The organism is Pseudomonas sp. JDS28PS106, assembly GCF_036706555.1.
Lineage (GTDB): Bacteria > Pseudomonadota > Gammaproteobacteria > Pseudomonadales > Pseudomonadaceae > Aquipseudomonas.
This window is the reverse complement of record NZ_JBAJGT010000006.1, coordinates 295,500-315,370: the sequence shown is the minus strand read 5'-3', so window position 1 is coordinate 315,370 and position 19,871 is coordinate 295,500. Positions and strand designations below refer to the sequence as shown.

Below are 19,871 nucleotides of genomic sequence, written 5' to 3'. Positions count from 1 at the left end.
AAAATTTAGAGCCCAACACTATCAATCAAAATGGTAGACTCAATGAAGTCTGACTCCGCGTCGGCCTGGGCCAACTCATCCTCCGAAAAGTCTGAGTTCGGGCCGATAATATCTTCAATAATGCCTAAGTTTTCAATTATCACTTTGCCATATGGAGTATCCATGATTCGGGATATCTGCATGGCTTTACGATAATCTCGCCCCAGAGCAAAGATATGCGGGAGATTTAGTGCCGTAATCATACTGTTATCACAAGAAAGGCACTTGTTATAAAGAGAGCAAGGTCGTCCCGGAATGTAATTAGCCGACTTCCTGATATGTTCTGGCGGATTGAAGATATTTCTACAATCGGCCAACGGAGTCCTAAAGATTATATTAGATTCATCTTTTTCCTGGGTTGACACAGCTGGCGCCGACTTTCCACGAGGCGTCGCTCCATCATCATGATCAAAAGTTCGCTTGTGCAAGGCATTAATTTCAACGTTAAGCTTTTCTCTTGCAATTCTGTTGTAGTCAAGCTGATCGAGGTAATCAATAGTGGTGGTGATAAATTTGTGACCAAGGATATACTGAACCTCTCTGAGCGACACTCCCTTTTCAACAAGCTCACTAATGAAGCTGGGTCGTAGGCGCGAAGGAGTAATCGTTAGGGGAGCGCCATCCTCGCCTACCAGCGCCTTGGCACGTGAATATTCACCAAACAAGTCAGTAACAACATCTAAGCGCGACAATTCAAGCGATTTGATTCGACCAAAGGTTTTCCCGCCAGAGGACTCCCAGATGAATAGGTGACCCTTCATTACATCAGGAGCTTTTACTCGAATTTCAGCCGTTAGGCGGAGCACGCAGTCGATTATCCGCTTTACCTCAACTGACTGAGCGTGAGTTAGCCACGTGATTTCTGCGTGAAAGATGTCAAGGTGGTATTCCATCTCACCCGAAGATCGCTCTTTCCAATAACGAAGACAGGGGCGCAACGTCAACGGATGGCGCTCGACATAATCGTCAACTCGTAGGTACTTCAAGGAGTTTGCATTCAAGCCAGTGACTTGGGCCAATCTAACCATAAACGGCGATATGACAGTAGCATCCACTTTCCAAATAATCCCCCAGCTTTCGAGGACACCTTTGATGCCTAGCGAACTTCCAATCGAGATAGCTCGTAGGAAGAATTTCTCATACTTGTTGCTAATTTCGCGATGCCGAAAATCAAATTGGCAGTCCAGGACGTTCTCAAACACCCATCGAGCATTGTCGATGACATCGTCACCCCACTTAAAAGTTCCGTCAGGCTTGCAAGGATTCTCTCCAACGAAGCTAAGCATATAGGGCTCAGACAATCGCATGTACTTATCGATGTCTGCTTCGACTACATCTGCGATAAGAAGGCGCTCACTGGGTAGGTATGGGCGATTGCTGTCTGTAACACGCTCCTCTGCAAAACCGGGCACATTAATAAACTTGAATTCATCCAAGCCTCGCACTGTCCGCGCAAACTTGAGGGCTGAGCGCACATGACTCAGGATACCTGTTGCATAGGTAGGCGATATCACTCTTGAGTTGACAGATTCGCCTAGAAATTTCCTAAAGTTAGCCAAAAGCAGAGGATCCAGCAAAACCGAATATTCCGCGCCCTCAGCAAAACCCTGCTTATCCAGCATATTTTTCAAATATGTAAAGGATGTCCAATAGCTTTTGACCTTTTGGATTTGTTTCAGGCTAAGCGAAGCCTGCGCTATTAAGTGAAGCAGCGGTGCATAGGGGACACCGGGAGTCGAGACTGCAAGTTCGGCGACGGAATGGAGTGACCGCTCTCTCAGTTCAAACAGGGGATCCACAGCCCTCGACGACGGCGACTGCCCCCTCAGTGCTGAGCGCTCTTTAACCGTCAGATACGACGGATCAGCGAAACCCGCCAGCATATGCTCTGCGTTGATAGTTTCAAACGCATCTCTAACGCCTTTAAGGTAGCCAGCGCCGCCAATAACGCCCCTGAAACCCTTGATGTTTTTATCAAGATGACTCGCCGTAATCTTATTGCTAAAGAGCCAGATATGGCTCTTTTCTTCATCGGTTAGGCCTGCATACCAGCCAAAGATCTTAATGCGCCAGTTGCAGGCTGTGGAAGACAGCTCGCCAAATTGGAGAATACCTTTTGCCTCCAACTCGATGACCAAAAGCTTGGTGTATTTACCGAGTGCCTCGGGGCTACCACTTAGGTCGTTCCGAGCAATATATGCAGGTGTGAGTATAAGCTCACCATTGGTCTTGCCCGACACGAACTCGCTTTCAAGCAGCAGTGTTTGGTCTGCAGCCGTGGTGGAATACCAAGCTGCGATATGTTCAAGGCGATTCATTACTTCTTGTCACTCAGATCAATACGCTTACGGGTTTCTGCAGCAAGCTGCGCCATTACATCGGCTCTGTTTTTAAGCTCAGAATCAGCATTGCACAGACTGTTATAGATCTCTTGGGGAATTGCGGTATACGTTTCCATGGTCTGCAGACGGGAATGCCCCAAAGACTTTTGGGCTATTACCATGCGATCAAGCAAGCTCTCACCAAGATCTGGGCTATTCAGAATTGCGTAAGCGTTACCGTGCCGAAGCTTATGTGGTGAGACCATGCGTGACAGCCTCCCGGACTTAGTGCCCCGCTCAGAAACCCTCTCCATCAATTTGGCAAAGGAATCTTCTGTATAGGCTTCACCATTGGCATTGAAGAAGCACGGTGTTACAGCTTCACTAGCATGGCGAGCGGCATACTTTTTATAGAGTGGAGAGGCATGGTACTTTCTGATACGCTCCAGCGTGGGGCGGCTGACCAGTGAATACCTTTCTTTGAAGTTATTTCCACGCCCCTTACTCCCCTCGATGAAGATAGGGCAGTAATTTGGCAACGCACCCTCAGTGCCAGGACGACCTAGAAGCTTAGTGCTGGCAAAACTCAAAGCATCCTTAACTGACTTGAGAGTTACCCGCCCTACTTCCGAGCTTCGTAAGCCCGCGTCAAAGACAAATTGCAAAAGGCAACGCTCACGCTCCAACTGCGAGCAGAGGATTAGTTCTTTTAGCTCGCCTGGATCGCAGGGCTGAACAAGCTTGCGTTTAGGGGCCGGGGTAAACAAACCTAGTACATATGGATTGTCAGCGCGGTAGGCTTTACGGCGCTTGCCATCCACGCAAAGAAACTCTGAATAGAAAGCCAGATAAGTTGCATCCCTATTACGAATAGTCGTACCAGCAAGATTCCCAACTTCGCGCAGATGGCAGAAGTATTGGCTCAGCGAGCTACTGCTCAAGCGGAGCAGAATTTCATCAGGAGTCAGATGACTATAGTCTTCGTCTTTCTGATGGTGCTCAATCAGATAGCCTAGATTACGGCCATACGTTTCTAGAGTTTCGAAAGATAAGGTACTGTCCTTCGCTCCCTCGGTCAGGTACTCGCTGACGTACCGGACGATTTGCTCTTTGCCATCAAACAAGGCCGCACCAAGCACGGTGCGCACCCCCCCCACTGAGGGTGCCTCATCATTTAGATGCGACTGCTTCAGATCAAGCCTTGAGCGAGCCGCCACCAACACCTTCATACAACCTTCCTTCATTTATCGGCTTCATAGTATGCATCATGTGCAGTACCAGGCCGTCAGGATAAATTATGAAGGGCGAGAAATTTTTTTACGCAGCTAGGGCATACTGTGCGGTATCACCTTGCTCCGATAAAAGACCCAGGTCGTTGGAGCGGATGTACAGCGTCAGGGAAATCTCGCGGGTCTGCGGGTTCGGGTGCAGCTGGTACAGCAAGTGGCAAGGCGGCAAGGCCATTTCGTCCAGCTGCGCGCAGTTCCAGCCGTGGAACAGAATCCGGCGGCTGCCCGGATCATTGATGATGGTGTCGACGCACTGACGAATCTGGTCGATGGCCTTGTACAGCACCACGAAAGACTCGCCGTCCTCTTCGGACTCGGCGATCTGGCGATAGCCCTGCCCGAGCGCCAGCTCGATGGCTGCCGTATTGCTTGCGACGATGCGCTTGTAGGCCGGCCACTTGCGCCATTGCACGCCGTAGATTTCGCCCAGGTCGTCTTCGCCCTGGCGAAACGGGTTGTTCAGCCACTGGCTGTTTTCATTGGCGTTCTGGTCCCAGACCTTGCAGCCCAGCGCGCGAAACTCCGCCGCGTTGTTGACCCCACGCAAAAAACCCACCATCTCGCCGATGGCGGACTTGAAGGCCATACGCCGGGTGGTAATCGCCGGGAAACCTTCCTGCAGGTCATAGCGCAGCATCGCACCGGGAAAACTGATGGTGTTCACGCCGGTGCGGTTGGCCTGCAAGGTCCCGTGCTTGATCACATGGGCGACGAGTTCCAGATATTGCTTCATAAATCACCTGCATCGATGAAGACGCCGGGCTCGGGCCCGGCGCTTCGGTGTTAGACCGCTGCCTTGCCGGCAACCGGGGCACGCTTGTAGGCCAGCCAGATCATGACCAGACCGGCAATGATCATCGGCAGACTGAGAATCTGCCCCATGGTCACCCAGCCCCAGGCCAGGTAGCCCAGCTGCGCGTCCGGCACCCGGACGAATTCCACGATGAAGCGGAAAATGCCGTAGAACAGGGCGAACATGCCGGAGACGGCAATGGTCGGCCTCGGCTTGCGTGCGTAAAGGTTGAGAATGATGAACAACGCGACGCCTTCGAGCGCGAACTGGTACAGCTGCGAAGGGTGACGCGCCAGCTGCGCAGGGTCGCTGAAGGGCGGGAAGACCATCGCCCACGGCACGTCGCTCGGCTTGCCCCACAATTCGGCATTGATGAAGTTGCCGATGCGTCCGGCGCCCAGGCCGATCGGCACCAGCGGGGCGACGAAATCCATCAACTGGAAGAAGGTCTTGCCGTTGCGTTTGCCGAACCACCAGGCCGCCAGCATCACGCCGATGAACCCGCCATGGAAAGCCATGCCGCCCTTCCATACTTCGAAAATCAGCAACGGATGCGCGAGGTAGTTGGACAGGTCGTAGAACAGCACGTAACCCAGACGTCCACCGACGATGACGCCCATCGCCAGCCAGAAGATCAGGTCGGACAGTTTTTCCTTGGTCCAGGTCGGATCGAAGCGGTTGAGGCGCCGCGACGCGAGCAGCCAGGCTCCGCCGATGCCGACCAGATACATCAACCCGTACCAGTGGATTTGCAGCGGGCCGAGCGACACCGCTACCGGGTCAATCTGCGGATAAGGCAGCATTGCGACTCCTTGAATGAATGCTCACCAGAGCGATTGAAACTCATGAGCGGACGACGGAGAACCGTGCCGCGGCTTGGGTCGCAGACTATGCGTGGGGCCGCGTGACTTTTGCCAGCGCCCAATCATGAAAAATTATTTGCGTTGCCGAAGGCGTACCGCCGACGTTCGCGCAGGTCGGGCATGTTACCGGAGCCGGGCATGATGCTCTAGCCGCGAGCGATGGATGTGCGAGCGTTGTCTGCGTAGAGTGTTCGAAAAAAGGAGTAGCGCATGTGCCTGATTGTTTTCGCCTGGCGGCCCAGTCATCCGCAACCCTTGATCGTGGCGGCCAACCGGGACGAGTTTTATGCGCGTCCAACCGAGCCACTCTCGCAATGGCCTGACGCGCCGCATGTTCATGCCGGACGCGACCTGGAAGCTGGCGGAACCTGGATGGGTGTCGGCGAGAACGGACGTTTTGCCGCGCTGACCAACATTCGCGATCCCGGCCAGGCCGTCGGCCGACGCTCCAGAGGCGATCTGGTCGCCCGGTATCTGAACGGTGCGCAGGCGCTGGATGACTATCTGGCGGAAGTCGCGGGCCGGGTCGGCGATTACACAGGTTTCAATCTTCTGCTGGGAGATTCCCGCAATCTTTACTATCTGAATTCGGTCGAGGCCCGGCCGCAGCGTCTGGAAGAAGGTGTCTATGGCGTGTCCAACGCCGGGCTGAATACGCCGTGGCCAAAGCTGATCAAGGCCAGGACGGCGTTGGCGGAGCACCTCGCAGATCCGCAACCGGCGGCCTTGTTCGAGCTATTGCGCGATCCGACACCCGCGCCCGCCGCCGAGCTGCCCAACACCGGCGTTGGCCTGGCGACCGAAACGCTGCTCTCCAGCGTCTTCATCGCCAGCCCGCATTACGGCACCCGCGCCAGCACGGTGCTAATCGTCAATGCCGACGGCAGCCGCCGGATGATCGAACACAGTTTCGGACCATACGGCGCGCGACTGGGCGAGGTCGAGCTGACACTCTGACCCCGCCCGGACGCCGATCAGAGGCTGGAGACTTTCTGCCAGACCTTGGGCTTGAAGAACAGCGTCTCGCCCCGCGACAGGCCGACCAGGCTGTCGTGATCCTTGACCACCTCGGCTTCGATCAGGTCGCTCTGGCCTTCCACCTTGAGCGTCACCCGGGTGGTCGCGCCCAGCGGGCGGATATCGCGGACTTCGGCGGCGTGGTGGTCTTCCAGCTCCTGACGCGACAGCGACACTTCATGCGGGCGGAACAGCAAGTGTTCGTCGTCGCCACCCAGGACCAGACGGTTCGAGTCGCCGAGGAAGTGGTACACGAAGTCACTGGACGGATTCTCGTACACCTCGCCCGGCGAACCGATCTGCTCGATCACGCCCTTGTTCATCACCACGATGCGGTCGGCCACTTCCATGGCTTCTTCCTGGTCGTGGGTCACGAATACCGAAGTCAGGTTGATGTCTTCATGCAAGCGCGCCAGCCAGCGACGCAGCTCCTTGCGGACCTTGGCATCCAGCGCACCGAACGGCTCGTCGAGCAGCAGCACCTTGGGTTCGACCGCCAAGGCGCGGGCCAGGGCGATACGCTGACGCTGGCCGCCCGACAACTGCTCGGGGTAGCGGTCGGCCAGCCAGTCCAGCTGGACCATGTTCAGCAGTTCATGGACTTTCTCGGCGATGCGCGTTTCGTTCGGGCGCTGGCCCTTGGGCTTCATGCGCAGACCGAAGGCGACGTTGTCGAACACCGTCATGTGCCGGAACAGCGCATAGTGCTGGAAAACGAACCCGACGTTGCGGTCCCGCACGTCGTGGCCGGACACATCTTCGCCGTGGAACACGATGCTGCCGGTATCCGGCGTTTCGAGACCGGCGATGATGCGCAGCAAGGTGGTCTTGCCGCAGCCCGACGGGCCCAGCAAGGCGACCAGTTCGCCACTCTGGATGTCCAGATTGATGCTGTTCAGGGCCTTGAACGCGTTGAAGTTCTTGCTGACGTTACGGACTTCGATCGACATGTATTATTCCTCCGCCGCGCTGTTGCGCAGACGGTCAATGCGGGATTCGCTCCACTGCTTGAGCAGCAGGATGAACAGCGCCAGGATCAGCAACAGGCTCGCCACGGCGAAGGCCGCGACGTGGTTGTATTCGTTGTAGAGGATTTCGACGTGCAGCGGCAGGGTGTTGGTGACGCCGCGGATGTGGCCGGACACCACCGACACCGCGCCGAACTCGCCCATCGCCCGCGCGGTACACAGCACCACGCCGTAGATCAGGCCCCATTTGATGTTCGGCATGGTCACATGCCAGAACATCTGCCAGCCATTGGCGCCTAGCAGGCGCGCGGCTTCTTCCTCTTGCGTGCCCTGCTCCTGCATCAGCGGGATCAGCTCACGGGCCACGAACGGTACGGTGACGAAGATGGTCGCCAGCACGATGCCCGGCAGGGCGAATACGATCTGAATGTCGTGATCCTGCAGCCAAGGTCCGAACAGGCCCTGGGCGCCGAACATCAGCACGTAGACCAGACCGGCGATCACCGGCGACACCGAGAACGGCAGGTCGATCAGGGTCACGAGGATGCTCTTGCCGCGGAACGAGTACTTGCTCACGCACCAGGCGGCACTGACACCGAACACCAGATTCAGCGGCACCGAGATCAGCACGGCGATGACCGTCAGCTTCAAGGCCGACAAGGCATCGGGTTCGAGAATCGCTGACATGAAAGTGCCCAAGCCGTTCTTCAGGCCTTGCGACACCACGATGACCAGCGGCAGCCCCAGGAACAGGGCGAAAATCAGCCAGCCCAGGCCGATCAGGACGCGTCGAGCCGTGGCATTGCCACGGCGGGCGTCGTTGGCCGAGGTCGCGGCACTAACGGATGAACCAGACATGCACGCCTCCTCAGGCCGGGGTTTCGATGCGTCGCTGCAGCAGGTTGATCAGCAGCAGCAGAATGAAGGACACCACCAGCATCATTACGCCAATGGCCGTCGCGCCGGTGTAATCGTATTGATCGAGCTTGACCATGATCAGCAGCGGCAGGATTTCGGTCTTCATCGGCATGTTGCCGGCAATGAAGATCACCGAGCCGTACTCACCGACGCCACGGGCGAAGGCCAGGGCGAAACCGGTCAGCCAGGCGGGCAACAACGCCGGCATCAGGACATGGCGGAACACTTGCAAAGGGCGCGCGCCCAGGCAGGCTGCCGCTTCCTCTACTTCACGGGGAATGTCGGCCAGGACTGGCTGCACGGTACGGACCACGAACGGCATGGTAACGAAGGTCAGCGCCAGGGTAATGCCGAGCGGCGTGTAGGCGATCTTGAAACCCAGATCGGTCGCGAACTGCCCTACCAGTCCGTTCGGCGCGTACAGCGCAGTCAGGGCGATGCCGGCCACGGCCGTCGGCAGCGCGAACGGCAGGTCGATCATCGCATCGATGATTTTGCGACCGGGAAAGGTATAGCGCACCAGCACCCAGGCCAGCAGCGTGCCGATCACGCCGTTGATCAGCGCCGCACAGAACGCCGCGCCGAAACTCAGCTTCAGGGCAGCGAGCACGCGAGGCGCGGAAATGATGGTCCAGAACTGCTCCCAGGTCAGCTGCGCGGCATGAACGAACATGGCCGCCAGCGGGATCAGCACAATCAGACTGAGGTACACCAAGGTGTAGCCCAGCGTCAGCCCGAAGCCGGGTATGACGGGGGAAATACGACGCGACATAAAAGCCCTTCGGGCCTCATGAAAACTACTGCGCTCGACAATGCTGCGTTAAAAACAGGCGCGGAATGCTCATTTAGTTCACTAAACTGCGCTTCCACGCCTGTTTTTGCCTTGCCTTGCCTTCGCTCGCTACGTTTTCATGAAGCCCTCAATTTGATTTGATGCACCAAAGCCCGGGCATGAAGCCCGGGCCACTAGACCAGACAGCCGCCACAAGGGCGGCTTGCGCAGATTACTGCGCCTGGTAGATCTGGTCGAACACACCGCCATCGTTGAAGAATTTCGGCTGGGCAGTTTTCCAGCCGCCGAAGTCCTTGTCGATGGTCAGCAGGTTCAGTTTCGGGAACTGCTTCTCGTACTTCGCCGCCACTTCGGCATCCCGTGGACGGTAGAAGTTCTTCGCCGCGATTTCCTGGCCTTCCTTGCTGTACAGATGCTTGAGGTATTCGGTGGCGATTTCGGTGTTGCCCTTCTTCTCGGCGTTCTTGTCGACCACGGCCACCGGCGGTTCGGCCAGGATCGACAGAGAAGGTACGACGATATCGAATTTATCCGCGCCGCCGTCTTCTTTCAGTGCGAGGAAAGCTTCGTTTTCCCACGCCAGCAGCACATCGCCCTGACCGTTGTTGACGAAGGTGATGGTCGAGCCACGAGCGCCTGTGTCCAGGACCGGAACATGTTTGAACAACTCCTTCACGTATTCTTGCGCCTTGGCATCGCTGCCGCCGGTTTTCAGGCCATAGCCGTAGGCGGCCAGGAAGTTCCAGCGCGCGCCGCCGCTGGTTTTCGGGTTGGGCGTGATCACGGAAACGTCTTTCTTGATCAGATCGCCCCAGTCCTTGATGCCTTTGGGATTGCCCTTGCGCACCAGGAACACGATGGTCGAGGTGTATGGCGTGCTGGCCTGCGGCAGGCGGGTCTGCCAGTCCTCAGGCAATGTTTTGCCCAGTTTGGCGATTTCGTCGATGTCACCGGCCAGCGCCAGGGTCACCACATCGGCCCGCAGGCCGTCGATGACGCCTCGCGCCTGCTTGCCCGAGCCACCGTGGGACTGCTTGATGGTGACGCTGTCGTCCGGATGCGCCTGTTTCCAGTGCTTGGCGAACTCCGCGTTGTATTCCTGATACAGCTCGCGAGTCGGATCGTACGACACGTTGAGCAGTTCGTAATCCTTGGCGACTGCCGAACCTGCGAAAACCGCGCTGGCAAGTGCGGCCAGTGCAAAACGACGAATGGACATGGGTAACGCTCCTGGTGATTCTGTCTGTCGGCTTTTGATTTTTTTCTTCGCGCGTCAAGGTCGCATTCGACAGGACGCGCTGCGGTGCAGCGGTGTATCAGGAGTCAAGGTGAGCCCTCCGGTGAACCAGTCGGGTACAGCGTCAGTTGGGCTTGGAGCCGGAATTCTGCAGACGGAATTTTTCCTTGCGCTCTATCTGCACCACCTGGGCGTTATGCACGGTAATTTCGACGGCGCCGAAACGCAGGTCACGCAACGCACTCTGGATCTCACGCAGAATCGCTGCTTCGTCCTGACCGTCAACACTACGTAGAGATGCGCTCATAATCGTATTCCTTGAAATTAGGTAGGCCTGGCGTCGCGACTGGGAGCGACGCGCCTGGCGTTGGAAGCGATATTAGAGACACGGAGATATTCTTAAAAAGACTATTTAAGAATTCAAATATAACCAAAGTGAATTAGCGAGCGACGAGGGCGGCTTCGGCGCATTGCACGCTCCGGCCGCTCTGGTACGCAGAATCTCAGCTGGCCGGCGGCAAGAACTCCGGCGCGCTCGTCCAGTCGATTTCGGTGGCCGGGGCGGGCCTTGCAAACCAATAGCCCTGGCCCAGTTCGCAGCCGTTTTCCAGCAGGAAAGCCGCTTGCTCCGCCTGTTCGACGCCTTCTGCCAGTACCCGCATCCCCATGCTTTTCGCCAGTGCGATGATTGCCCGCACGATGGAAATGTCGTCATCAGCTTCGGGCAGGCCGGCCACAAAGCCCTGATCGATCTTGAGTTTCTGCACCGGCATGCGTTTGAGCCTCAGCAATGAGGAATAACCGGTTCCGAAATCGTCGATTGCCAGGCGCACGCCCAGCTCGCGCAAGCGATGCATCTGCTCGATGGCCTGATCCGGGTCGTCCATCACTGCGCTTTCGGTGATTTCCAGCTCCAGAAAGGCAGGGTCGAGCCCGCTGTCTTCCAGAGCCTGCGCCACGCGCACGTCGAGGTCGCCATGGACGAACAAGCGGCTGGAGACGTTGACCGCCACGAAGGATATCTCCAGCCCTTGCTCAACCCAGCGCTGCATCTGGCAACAGGCGGTATTCAGCACCCAGGCATCGATAGCGGCGATCAGCCCGCTCTGCTCGGCGATGGGAATGAACTCGGCGGGCGACACCATGCCGCGTTGGGGATGCTGCCAGCGCACCAGCGCTTCCACACCCTTGATCCGACGGGTGCCCAGATCGTGGACGGGCTGATAGAACACCCGCAATTCCTGCTGTTCGATGGCCCGGCGCAATTCGCTTGCCAGTTCCACCCGGTGCTGGGCGTGGGCAGTCAGCTCCTGGGTATAGAGCGCATAGCCCTCGCGGCCGTTGCTCTTGGCCTTGAACAGGGCGGAATCGGCGTTGCGCAGCAATTGCCCGGCCGATTGCGCGTCATCGGGGAACAGGCTGATGCCGATGCTGGCAGTGATGAACAGCCGATGGCCTTCCAGCATGAAGGGTTCCTTGAACGCATCGATGATCCGTTGCGCCAGCGCCGCGGCCTGAACCATTTGCGGGCAGTTCTTCACCAGCAGACCGAACTCGTCGCCGCCCAGCCGGGCCAGCGTCAGGTCGCTGTCGTCGAACAGTCCCTTGAGGCGATCCGCCACTGCCCTGAGCACTTCATCACCCAAGGTATGGCCGAGACTGTCGTTAATATTCTTGAAATGGTCCAGATCGATCAACAGCAGCCCGCAGCCGCGTTTGCTGGAGCGCGCCGTCACCAGCGCCTGAGCGGTGCGATCGGTGAACAGCAGCCGATTGGGCAATTGCGTCAGGGCGTCGTAGTGGGCGAGCTGGGTCAGTTCCTGCTCCGAGCGCTTGATCGCCGTCAGATCGGAAAACACCGCCACGAAATGGCGCAGTTCGCCTGACTCATCCTTGATCCCGCGAATGCTCTGCCATTGCGGATAGATTTCGCCGCTCTTGCGACGATTCCAGATCTCTCCGCTCCACTGCCCGGCGCTGAGTATCGAGCGATACATCTGCTGGTAGAACTCGGGACCGTGACGCCCGGACTTGAACTTGCTCGGGTTGAAACCGAGCACTTCTTCAGGCTGGTAGCCGGTGATCTCCACGAAAGCGCGATTGACGTGAACGATCCGTCCTTGTGCGTCGCTGACCAGCACGCCCTCATGGGTGCTGTCGAACACCGCCCAGCCCAGGCGCAGACGCTCGTGCTCGTCCTGGCGGTGGCGGGGCAGCGCACGCTTGCGCGCCACAAAGATCATGACGGCGCCGAGCAGCAGCCACAGCAGACCGCCGACCCGGATGATCGACGCCTGATCCGCGGGATCGTCGATCAGTCGCGGCACGACAAACGCGCCGACGATCCAGGCCAGGGCGGACAGAGCGCCGTACATAAGCGCCATCCCAAGCGCATTACGAGATGAATCTGACATAAGAAAGCGAAAAACCTTACGAAAAGACCGGATTATAAAGTAAGAAACATCCTGCGACGCTTATCTGTCAGCGTGACTGGTTTTCTGTGCAGGCTCAGAGATAATGCTGCGGTTACATTTTTCTTCACGAGTGTCTTCTCGAGGGCCCAACAGCCTATGTGGTACAACGGTTTGCTCGACCTTTCCGTCTGGCAGGTAATAGCGGTCACGCTGGCGATGACCCATGTGACCATCGTCGCGGTTACGGTCTATCTGCATCGCTACTCGGCGCATCGGTCGCTGGAGCTGAATGCGGGACTCAAACATTTCTTCAGGTTCTGGCTGTGGCTCACCACCGCGCAGAACACACGTGAGTGGACAGCCATCCACCGCAAACATCACGCAAAATGCGAAACCGCCGACGATCCGCACAGCCCGGTCGTCAAAGGCCTGTCCACGGTACTGCGCAAGGGCGCGGAGCTGTACCGCGAAGAGGCGCGCAACGAGGATACCCTGCGCATCTACGGCAAGAACTGCCCGGACGACTGGATTGAGCGCAACCTGTACACCCGTTACAAGCTGCTGGGCATCGCCTTGATGGCGGTCATCGACCTGGCGCTGTTCGGCGTCACTGGCATCACGGTCTGGGCGGTGCAGATGATGTGGATTCCGTTCTGGGCCGCGGGTGTGGTCAACGGCCTTGGCCACGCGGTGGGTTACCGCAATTTCGAATGCCGCGACGCTGCCACCAATCTGGTGCCGTGGGGCATCGTGATCGGCGGCGAAGAGCTGCATAACAACCATCACACCTACCCCAATTCGGCCAAACTGTCGGTCAAGCCCTGGGAATTCGACATGGGCTGGGCATGGATCAAGCTGTTCAGCTTCCTGCGGCTGGCGAAGGTGCAGCGTGTCGCGCCCATCGCGCATCGGGTCGAAGGCAAGGGCAGCATGGACATGGATACCGCCATGGCGATCCTCAACAACCGTTTCCAGATCATGGCCCAGTATCGCAAGCTGGTGATCGCGCCGCTGGTGACCCAGGAGCTGGCCAAGGCCGACGCATCGGTTCGGCACCAGTTCCATCGCGCCAAGCGCTTGCTGTCTCGCGAAACCAGCCTTCTCGAAGACCGGCATCATGTGCGGATCCAGACCATGCTGGAGCACAGCCAGGCGCTGAAAGTGATCTACGAGAAACGTCTGGCGCTGCAACAGATCTGGGCCAGGACCAGCAGCAACGGCCACGATATGCTGTCGGCCATCAAGGAATGGGTCCATGAAGCCGAAGCCAGCGGCATCCAGTCGCTGCGCGACTTCGCCGGCCAGCTCAAGACCTACTCGCTGCGTCCTGCTCAAGCCTGACGCCGTTAATCAGCGCGCCCGCCTGGGGCGCGCCTGATCCGGAACTTCCCCCCGTAATTCCTATCTCATGAGCCTACCCAAGATCGTTTGGGTGATGTTGCGGCAATGGCCGCACGCGTCGAGATCCGGCTCATGGACAAACACACCCCGATACCCCCTTCTACTCCTGACGCAACCATGCCAGCCGCAGCAGAAACGCTGCTGGCGCTGATGCATGCACAAGCCGAGGTCGCGCGCCTGAGCGAGCGCGAACAACTCTTCAGTTCGCTGTTGGTAAGCGTCAACGCCGTACTCTGGGCTTTCGACTGGGAAACCCAGCGCATGGTGTATGTCAGCCCTGCCTACGAACGTATCTTCGGTCGCTCGGCAGGCCTGCTGCTGGCCGACTACAGCGAATGGCGCGACAGCATCTATCCGGATGATCTGAATTACGCCGAGCGAAGCCTGAGCGAGGTAATCGAAAAAGGCTCTATCGAAGACCGCGAATACCGGATCATTCGTGCCGACGGTGAAGTCCGCTGGCTGAGCGACAAATGCTTTGTCAGCCACCGTGCCGACGCAGGCCAGCGTCTGATCGTGGTCGGCATCGCGGAAGACATTACCGAGAAGAAGCAGCTCGAAGACGAGTTGCAGCGACTGGCAACCACCGACGTGCTCACCCAGAGCAGCAACCGGCGGCACTTCTTCGAATGCGCCCAGCGCGAGTTCGAACTGGCGCGGCTCAACGGTACGCCGCTGGCCTTTCTGCTGCTGGACATCGATGATTTCAAGCTGGTTAACGACACTTACGGACACCAGGAAGGCGACACGGTCTTGCAGCGTATCGCCGAAAGCGGACGCTCGGCGCTGCGCCGTGGCGATCTGTTCGGTCGGATCGGTGGCGAAGAATTCGCGGCGGTATTTCCCGGCTGCGCGCCGGAAATGGCTATCCAGATCGCCGAACGCCTGCAACGCGAAATCCAGCGCCAGCAGTTCCAGTGCGGCACGGTCACGTTCAGCGTCACCGCCAGCATGGGGCTGACCAACCTCGGCCTGGACGATGCCAGCCTCGAATCCCTCTACGCCCGCGCCGATGGCGCCATGTACCAGGCCAAACGTCAGGGCAAGAACCAGATCGTGCTGGTCTGAGCATAAAGATCTTACGATCAACTCCGGCCTGTAGGAGCGGCTTCAGCCGCGATGGGCTGCGTAGCAGCCCTACATCCGGGTCGTTCGCCAGTCCGCTTCGCGGCTGAAGCCGCTCCTACAAAGGCGGCGCGCATCCTGCGAATCGATATAGGCCTGTGAGCGCTATTCCGACCCCTTCGGCTCCTCTTCTGCCATATCCGGCGCCAGGTCCAGCAAATCCGGCTCATCCTCGACCACGGCAGGCATCGGCGGCATCGAGGCCAGCACGCTCGGATCGGTGACCCCGGTCAGCTTCTTGCGCAGCCGCTGCAGATCCCCGACGCTCAGTTTCAGCAGCTTGGCGGATTTGGTCTTGAGCAGAGTCGTCACGCTTTCCTGTTCACCGAGGCGCGCCATCTGACCCGCGAGGTTCATCGCCAGTACTTCTCGCGTGAAAATTCCGGTGTTGTATTGATACACCGCCGCAATCAGTTCACGCAGCTCCAACGGCAAGCGCCAGCGGGTGCGCAAGGCCGAGCCGAACGCTGCGGAATACTGTTCCAGAGCCCGATCGATCATCGTATCGTCCAGCTCGCCGCCCGCCTGCATCCACTCCTGGAGACAGCCCAGCACCGCCAGATCACCGAGGGACTGCAGCAATCCGGCGCAGAAACAGCGCTCGACATCCAGCTCCAGCATCCCGGCCAGAATTCGCGCGTAGTTGGCGGTCCGTTGTGACATCGTCCAGAACTGACGGGCCTTGGCGAGCAGCGCATCATGGGTCAGGACCGCCATGCGCTTTCTGGACAGCCCCGACACGATGTTGGCGCTCTGCGCCGCGCCCAGCACTGAAATGGCCCCGCTAAGCGTCTTGACCGGCTTGCCCAGATGTTGAGCGGCGGTATTGGCCGACGCAATCAGCACCGCCGTGATATGCGGATCGTTGCGCAGCTCCTGCTCCAGCAGCACGGCATCGATTCCCGCGGCGCCCTGGCTCAACTGGAGCGCCGTGGCGACGTCCACGAACAGCGGCGCCCCATCGGCGTTATCGCGGCGCTTGTCCATGAACTTGTCGAGCGTCTGCCCCGGCGCCAGGGGTGAAACATTTCCCGGCGCGGGCGTGCGGCGTTCCAGCAACAACCCCTCCAGTCGCTGGCGCAGGCCATCGGTGTTCAAGGGTTTGGTGAGATAGGCGGTAGGCGCAAGCGGCAGGACTTCACGCACACTGGCGCTGTCGTTGCGGTTGCTGATCAGGATAAAGGGTATCGCGGGTTGTCGGCGCAGGCTGCGCACGCCGCGCAGCAGACTCAGACCATCGACACCCTGTAACTCGCGGGCGGCGATGATCAGGTCGGGTATGTGTTTTTTCATCGACTCGACAGCCTGTTTGCCGTCGTTGCACATGTGTAGCTCGACGTCGGCACGCACACCCAGCACCAGATCACTGAGCGTCTCGCGAACCCAGGGATCGGATTCAGCGATCAATACGCGCGATATGGCAGGTTCTGTCATCACGGATCTCCGACATCGATGCACTCACCTTAGCCAAAGCCTTGGCCCGGATATAGCCAAAACCATCAAAACACCCTCATTCAAACGAAAAAAACCCGTCGAAACGGGCTTTTTTCGGGCGTTTGGTCACTATTTAATCAATTCGTGACCAGCCAGTTTTCAGGCGATTTCAGCGAAGCATTCTTCAAGAATCGCCAGACCCTTATCCAATAGCGCGTCTTCGGCCGTCAGCGGGACCAGCACCCGCAGAACGTTGCCGTAGGTGCCGCACGACAGCAGGATCAAGCCCTTGTCCCGCGCCTTGGCAACCACCTGCGCCACCGCTGCTGCGTTCGGCTTGTGAGAATCACCGCCCTCGAACAGCTCCACGGCAATCATCGCACCCAAGGCACGCACGTCGCCGATCACCGGGTACTTGGCCTGGATAGCCTTGAGGCCGGATACCAGACGCTCGCCGACGGCCTTGCTGCGGTCCAGCAGACGTTCTTCTTCGAACACATCCAGCACCGCAAGTGCCGCCGCGCACGCGACCGGGCTGCCGGCGTAGGTGCCGCCCAGACCGCCCGGGGCGATGGCATCCATGTATTCAGCCTTGCCGCACACGCCCGCCAGCGGGAAGCCGCCAGCGATGGACTTGGCGAAGGTGGTCAGATCCGGCGCAACGCCCATCTGCTCCATGGCGAAGAACGTACCGGTACGGCCCGCGCCGGTCTGCACTTCATCCGCGATCAACAGGATGCCGTGCTTGTCGCACAGCTCGCGCAGACGCAGCATGAACTCTTTGGGCGCCACATAGAAACCACCTTCGCCCTGCACCGGCTCGATGATGATCGCGGCGATGTCCTTGGGCTCGGCGTCGTTCTTGAAAATGCGCTCGATGCTGGCAATCGAATCGTCGACGCTCACGCCATGCAGCTCGCACGGGTACAGGGCGCGGAAGATACCGCCTGGCATCAGGCCCATGCCGGCCGAATAGGGAACGACTTTACCGGTCAGACCCAGGGTCATCATGGTGCGGCCGTGATAAGCGCCGGTGAAGGCGATCACGCCAGCACGGCCTGTCGCGGCGCGTGCGATCTTGACGGCGTTTTCCACCGCTTCGGAGCCCGTGGTGACCAGCAGCGTCTTCTTGTCGAAGTTGCCCGGCACCTTGGCGTTGATCTTTTCGCACAGCTCCACGTACGGCTCGTAGGCCAGAACCTGGAAGCAGGTGTGGGTCAGGCGGGTCAGCTGTTCCTGCACGGCCGCGACGATCTTCGGATGCAGGTGACCGGTGTTCAGCACCGCGATACCGCCGGCGAAGTCGATGAACTCACGACCTTCTACGTCGGTAACTGTGGCGTTCTTCGCGGACGCAGCAAAGATCGGATGGATCTGGCCCACACCGCGTGGAACAGCCGCCTGGCGGCGCTGCATCAGGGATTCGTTAGTATTGCTCATGTTTTTCCTCATTCACCGCTCATCGGTCGGCGTGGTTCAAGGATCAAGCGGCCTGGGTCCACTGCGACAGCATACGATGATCGACTGCCGCAGCTTCAGACTGCCGTGAGTAACGGTACTGCCAAAAAAGCCGATGACACGTCGCTCTCGCGCGCCACCGGCTGCAATACCTCTGAACCGTCCGGAATCAGACCGACAGGCAGAGGTATTTGATTTCCAGATAGTCTTCGATGCCGTACTTGGAGCCTTCACGACCCAGGCCGGACGACTTGATGCCGCCGAACGGCGCGACTTCGTTGGAGATCAGACCGGTGTTGATGCCGACCATGCCGTATTCCAGGGCTTCGGCGACGCGGAACACGCGGCTCATGTTCTGGGCGTAGAAGTACGAGGCCAGACCGAACTCGGTGTCGTTCGCCATGGCGATGACTTCTTCCTCGTCCTTGAAACGGAACAGCGGCGCCAGCGGGCCGAAGGTTTCTTCGCGAGCGACAGCCGCGTCCTTGGTGACGTTGACCAGGATGGTCGGCTCGAAGAAGTTGCCTTCGATGGTGTTGCCGCCCGACAGGACTTTCGCGCCTTTGCCTACGGCGTCGGCGATGTGTTCCTTGACCTTGGCGACGGCTTTCTCATCGATCAGCGGGCCGGTGGTGGTGCCCTCTTCCATGCCGTTGCCGATCTTGAGCTTGGCGACCGCCGCTTTCAGCTTCTCGGCGAAGGCGTCGTAGACGGCGTCCTGCACATAGATGCGGTTGGCGCAGACACAGGTCTGGCCGTTGTTGCGGTACTTGGAAATGATCGCGCCCTCGACCGCCTTGTCCAGGTCGGCGTCGTCGAACACGATGAAGGGCGCGTTGCCGCCCAGCTCCAGGGAGACCTTCTTGATGTCGTTGGCGCATTCGGCCATCAGTTGACGACCGATTTCGGTCGAACCGGTGAACGACAGCTTGCGCACGATCGGGTTGCCGGTCAGCTCGCCGCCGACTTCGCCGGCGCTGCCGGTCACCACGCTGAATACGCCGGCCGGAATGCCCGCGCGCTCAGCCAGCTCGGCCAGAGCCAGCGCCGAGTAAGGCGTCTGCGAAGCAGGCTTGAGCACCATGGTGCAGCCGGCCGCCAGTGCCGGGCCGGCCTTGCGGGTGATCATCGCGGCAGGGAAGTTCCACGGCGTAATGGCTGCGGTGACACCGATAGGCTGCTTGAGCACGATCAGGCGCTTGTCAGGCTGGTGGCCCGGAATCACGTCACCGTAGACGCGCTTGGCTTCTTCGGCGAACCACTCGATGAAAGACGCGGCGTAGCCGATCTCGCCCTTGGATTCAGCCAGCGGCTTGCCCTGCTCCAGGGTCATCAGCTGCGCCAGGTCGTCCTGGTTCTCGATCATCAGTTCATACCAGCGACGCAGCTTGTTGCCACGCTCTTTGGCGGTCAGCGCACGCCAGGCCGGCAGCGCCTCGTCGGCCGCCTCGATGGCACGACGGGTTTCAGCCGCGCCCATTTTCGGCACGGTGCCGAGGATTTCATTGGTCGCCGGGTTGTTCACCTTGATCGACTGACCACCGTCCGCGTCCAGCCACTGACCATTGATGTAGGCTTGCTGGCGGAACAGTCGGGAATCTTTGAGCTGCATGTCGGCCTCCTAAACAGCACCGCGCTTGGCGGAGCGAACTATCGGTTTCGATGGACCTCTTTTGAGGTCATCACCAGGAAAACATTCAGCGGCCCTGCGAAGCACGTCGCAAATAGCGGAAAACTCGGACACGAGCGTTTGAAATGTCAAACGAATCCTAGGGACTGCGGGGGCAAAGGACAATAGGCG

Annotated in this window: 16 protein-coding genes; 3 read left to right on the top strand and 13 right to left on the bottom strand. The window is 58.9% G+C overall.

The genetic code is table 11. The features are described 5' to 3' along the window. Positions 1-5 precede the first annotated feature (5 nt). The 4 genes from TRP66_RS12875 to lgt all read right to left on the bottom strand — a co-directional run bounded on the left by TRP66_RS12875 (position 6) and on the right by lgt (position 5,245). Positions 6-2,357 (bottom strand): tyrosine-type recombinase/integrase, encoded by a 2,352-nt coding sequence (locus TRP66_RS12875; protein WP_333402793.1) that lies wholly within the window; start codon positions 2,355-2,357, stop codon positions 6-8. Then, entirely contained in the window at positions 2,357-3,589 is a 1,233-nt protein-coding gene (locus tag TRP66_RS12870) for a tyrosine-type recombinase/integrase (RefSeq protein ID WP_314568063.1), read from the bottom strand. Before TRP66_RS12870 ends, TRP66_RS12875 begins: the two co-directional genes overlap by 1 nt. An 88-nt stretch (positions 3,590-3,677) precedes the next feature. Further along, positions 3,678-4,382 (bottom strand): thymidylate synthase, encoded by a 705-nt coding sequence (gene thyA / locus TRP66_RS12865; protein ID WP_333402789.1) that lies wholly within the window; start codon positions 4,380-4,382, stop codon positions 3,678-3,680. Positions 4,383-4,432: 50 nt separating this feature from the next. Then, on the bottom strand, positions 4,433-5,245 hold the full coding sequence (gene lgt, locus TRP66_RS12860; RefSeq protein ID WP_333402786.1) for a prolipoprotein diacylglyceryl transferase: 813 nt from the start codon (positions 5,243-5,245) through the stop codon (positions 4,433-4,435). Positions 5,246-5,515: 270 nt separating this feature from the next. Between lgt and TRP66_RS12855 the strand changes: the two genes are divergently transcribed. After that, positions 5,516-6,262, top strand: coding sequence for an NRDE family protein (locus TRP66_RS12855; protein ID WP_333402784.1), 747 nt, complete (start codon positions 5,516-5,518; stop codon positions 6,260-6,262). 17 nt (positions 6,263-6,279) lie between these two features. Here TRP66_RS12855 and TRP66_RS12850 read toward each other — a convergent pair whose 3' ends face one another. The 6 genes from TRP66_RS12850 to dibA all read right to left on the bottom strand — a co-directional run bounded on the left by TRP66_RS12850 (position 6,280) and on the right by dibA (position 12,652). Beyond that, positions 6,280-7,272 (bottom strand): sulfate/molybdate ABC transporter ATP-binding protein, encoded by a 993-nt coding sequence (locus TRP66_RS12850; protein WP_333402782.1) that lies wholly within the window; start codon positions 7,270-7,272, stop codon positions 6,280-6,282. Between the two features lie 3 nt (positions 7,273-7,275). Beyond that, positions 7,276-8,148, bottom strand: a complete 873-nt coding sequence (gene cysW, locus TRP66_RS12845; protein ID WP_333402780.1) for a sulfate ABC transporter permease subunit CysW — start codon at positions 8,146-8,148, stop codon at positions 7,276-7,278. Between the two features lie 10 nt (positions 8,149-8,158). Then, positions 8,159-8,980 carry a sulfate ABC transporter permease subunit CysT gene (cysT, locus tag TRP66_RS12840; protein WP_333402778.1) on the bottom strand — a complete coding sequence of 274 codons (822 nt, stop codon included), beginning with the start codon at positions 8,978-8,980 and terminating at the stop codon, positions 8,159-8,161. A gap of 232 nt (positions 8,981-9,212) precedes the next feature. Beyond that, positions 9,213-10,220 (bottom strand): sulfate ABC transporter substrate-binding protein, encoded by a 1,008-nt coding sequence (locus TRP66_RS12835; protein ID WP_333402776.1) that lies wholly within the window; start codon positions 10,218-10,220, stop codon positions 9,213-9,215. A gap of 142 nt (positions 10,221-10,362) precedes the next feature. Beyond that, positions 10,363-10,545, bottom strand: a complete 183-nt coding sequence (oscA, locus tag TRP66_RS12830; protein ID WP_333402774.1) for a sulfur starvation response protein OscA — start codon at positions 10,543-10,545, stop codon at positions 10,363-10,365. A 196-nt stretch (positions 10,546-10,741) separates the two neighbouring features. Beyond that, complete coding sequence (dibA, locus tag TRP66_RS12825; RefSeq protein WP_333402772.1) at positions 10,742-12,652, bottom strand: phosphodiesterase DibA; 1,911 nt, start codon at positions 12,650-12,652, stop codon at positions 10,742-10,744. Positions 12,653-12,808: 156 nt separating this feature from the next. Here dibA and desA point away from each other — a divergent pair, with 156 nt between their 5' ends. Together desA and TRP66_RS12815 are read left to right on the top strand one after the other, a co-directional pair. Beyond that, entirely contained in the window at positions 12,809-13,993 is a 1,185-nt protein-coding gene (gene desA, locus TRP66_RS12820) for a delta-9 fatty acid desaturase DesA (protein WP_333402770.1), read from the top strand. A gap of 132 nt (positions 13,994-14,125) precedes the next feature. Continuing rightward, positions 14,126-15,121: a GGDEF domain-containing protein gene (locus TRP66_RS12815; RefSeq protein WP_333402768.1), complete on the top strand. Its 996-nt coding sequence runs from the start codon at positions 14,126-14,128 to the stop codon at positions 15,119-15,121. Positions 15,122-15,283: 162 nt separating this feature from the next. Here TRP66_RS12815 and TRP66_RS12810 read toward each other — a convergent pair whose 3' ends face one another. The 3 genes from TRP66_RS12810 to gabD all read right to left on the bottom strand — a co-directional run bounded on the left by TRP66_RS12810 (position 15,284) and on the right by gabD (position 19,682). Beyond that, positions 15,284-16,612 (bottom strand): response regulator, encoded by a 1,329-nt coding sequence (locus TRP66_RS12810; RefSeq protein ID WP_333402766.1) that lies wholly within the window; start codon positions 16,610-16,612, stop codon positions 15,284-15,286. Between the two features lie 159 nt (positions 16,613-16,771). Beyond that, positions 16,772-18,052 carry a 4-aminobutyrate--2-oxoglutarate transaminase gene (gabT, locus tag TRP66_RS12805; protein WP_333402764.1) on the bottom strand — a complete coding sequence of 427 codons (1,281 nt, stop codon included), beginning with the start codon at positions 18,050-18,052 and terminating at the stop codon, positions 16,772-16,774. Positions 18,053-18,239: 187 nt separating this feature from the next. Further along, a complete protein-coding gene (gabD, locus tag TRP66_RS12800; protein ID WP_333402762.1) occupies positions 18,240-19,682 on the bottom strand; it encodes an NADP-dependent succinate-semialdehyde dehydrogenase in 1,443 nt (480 codons plus the stop codon). Positions 19,683-19,871: the final 189 nt, after the last annotated feature.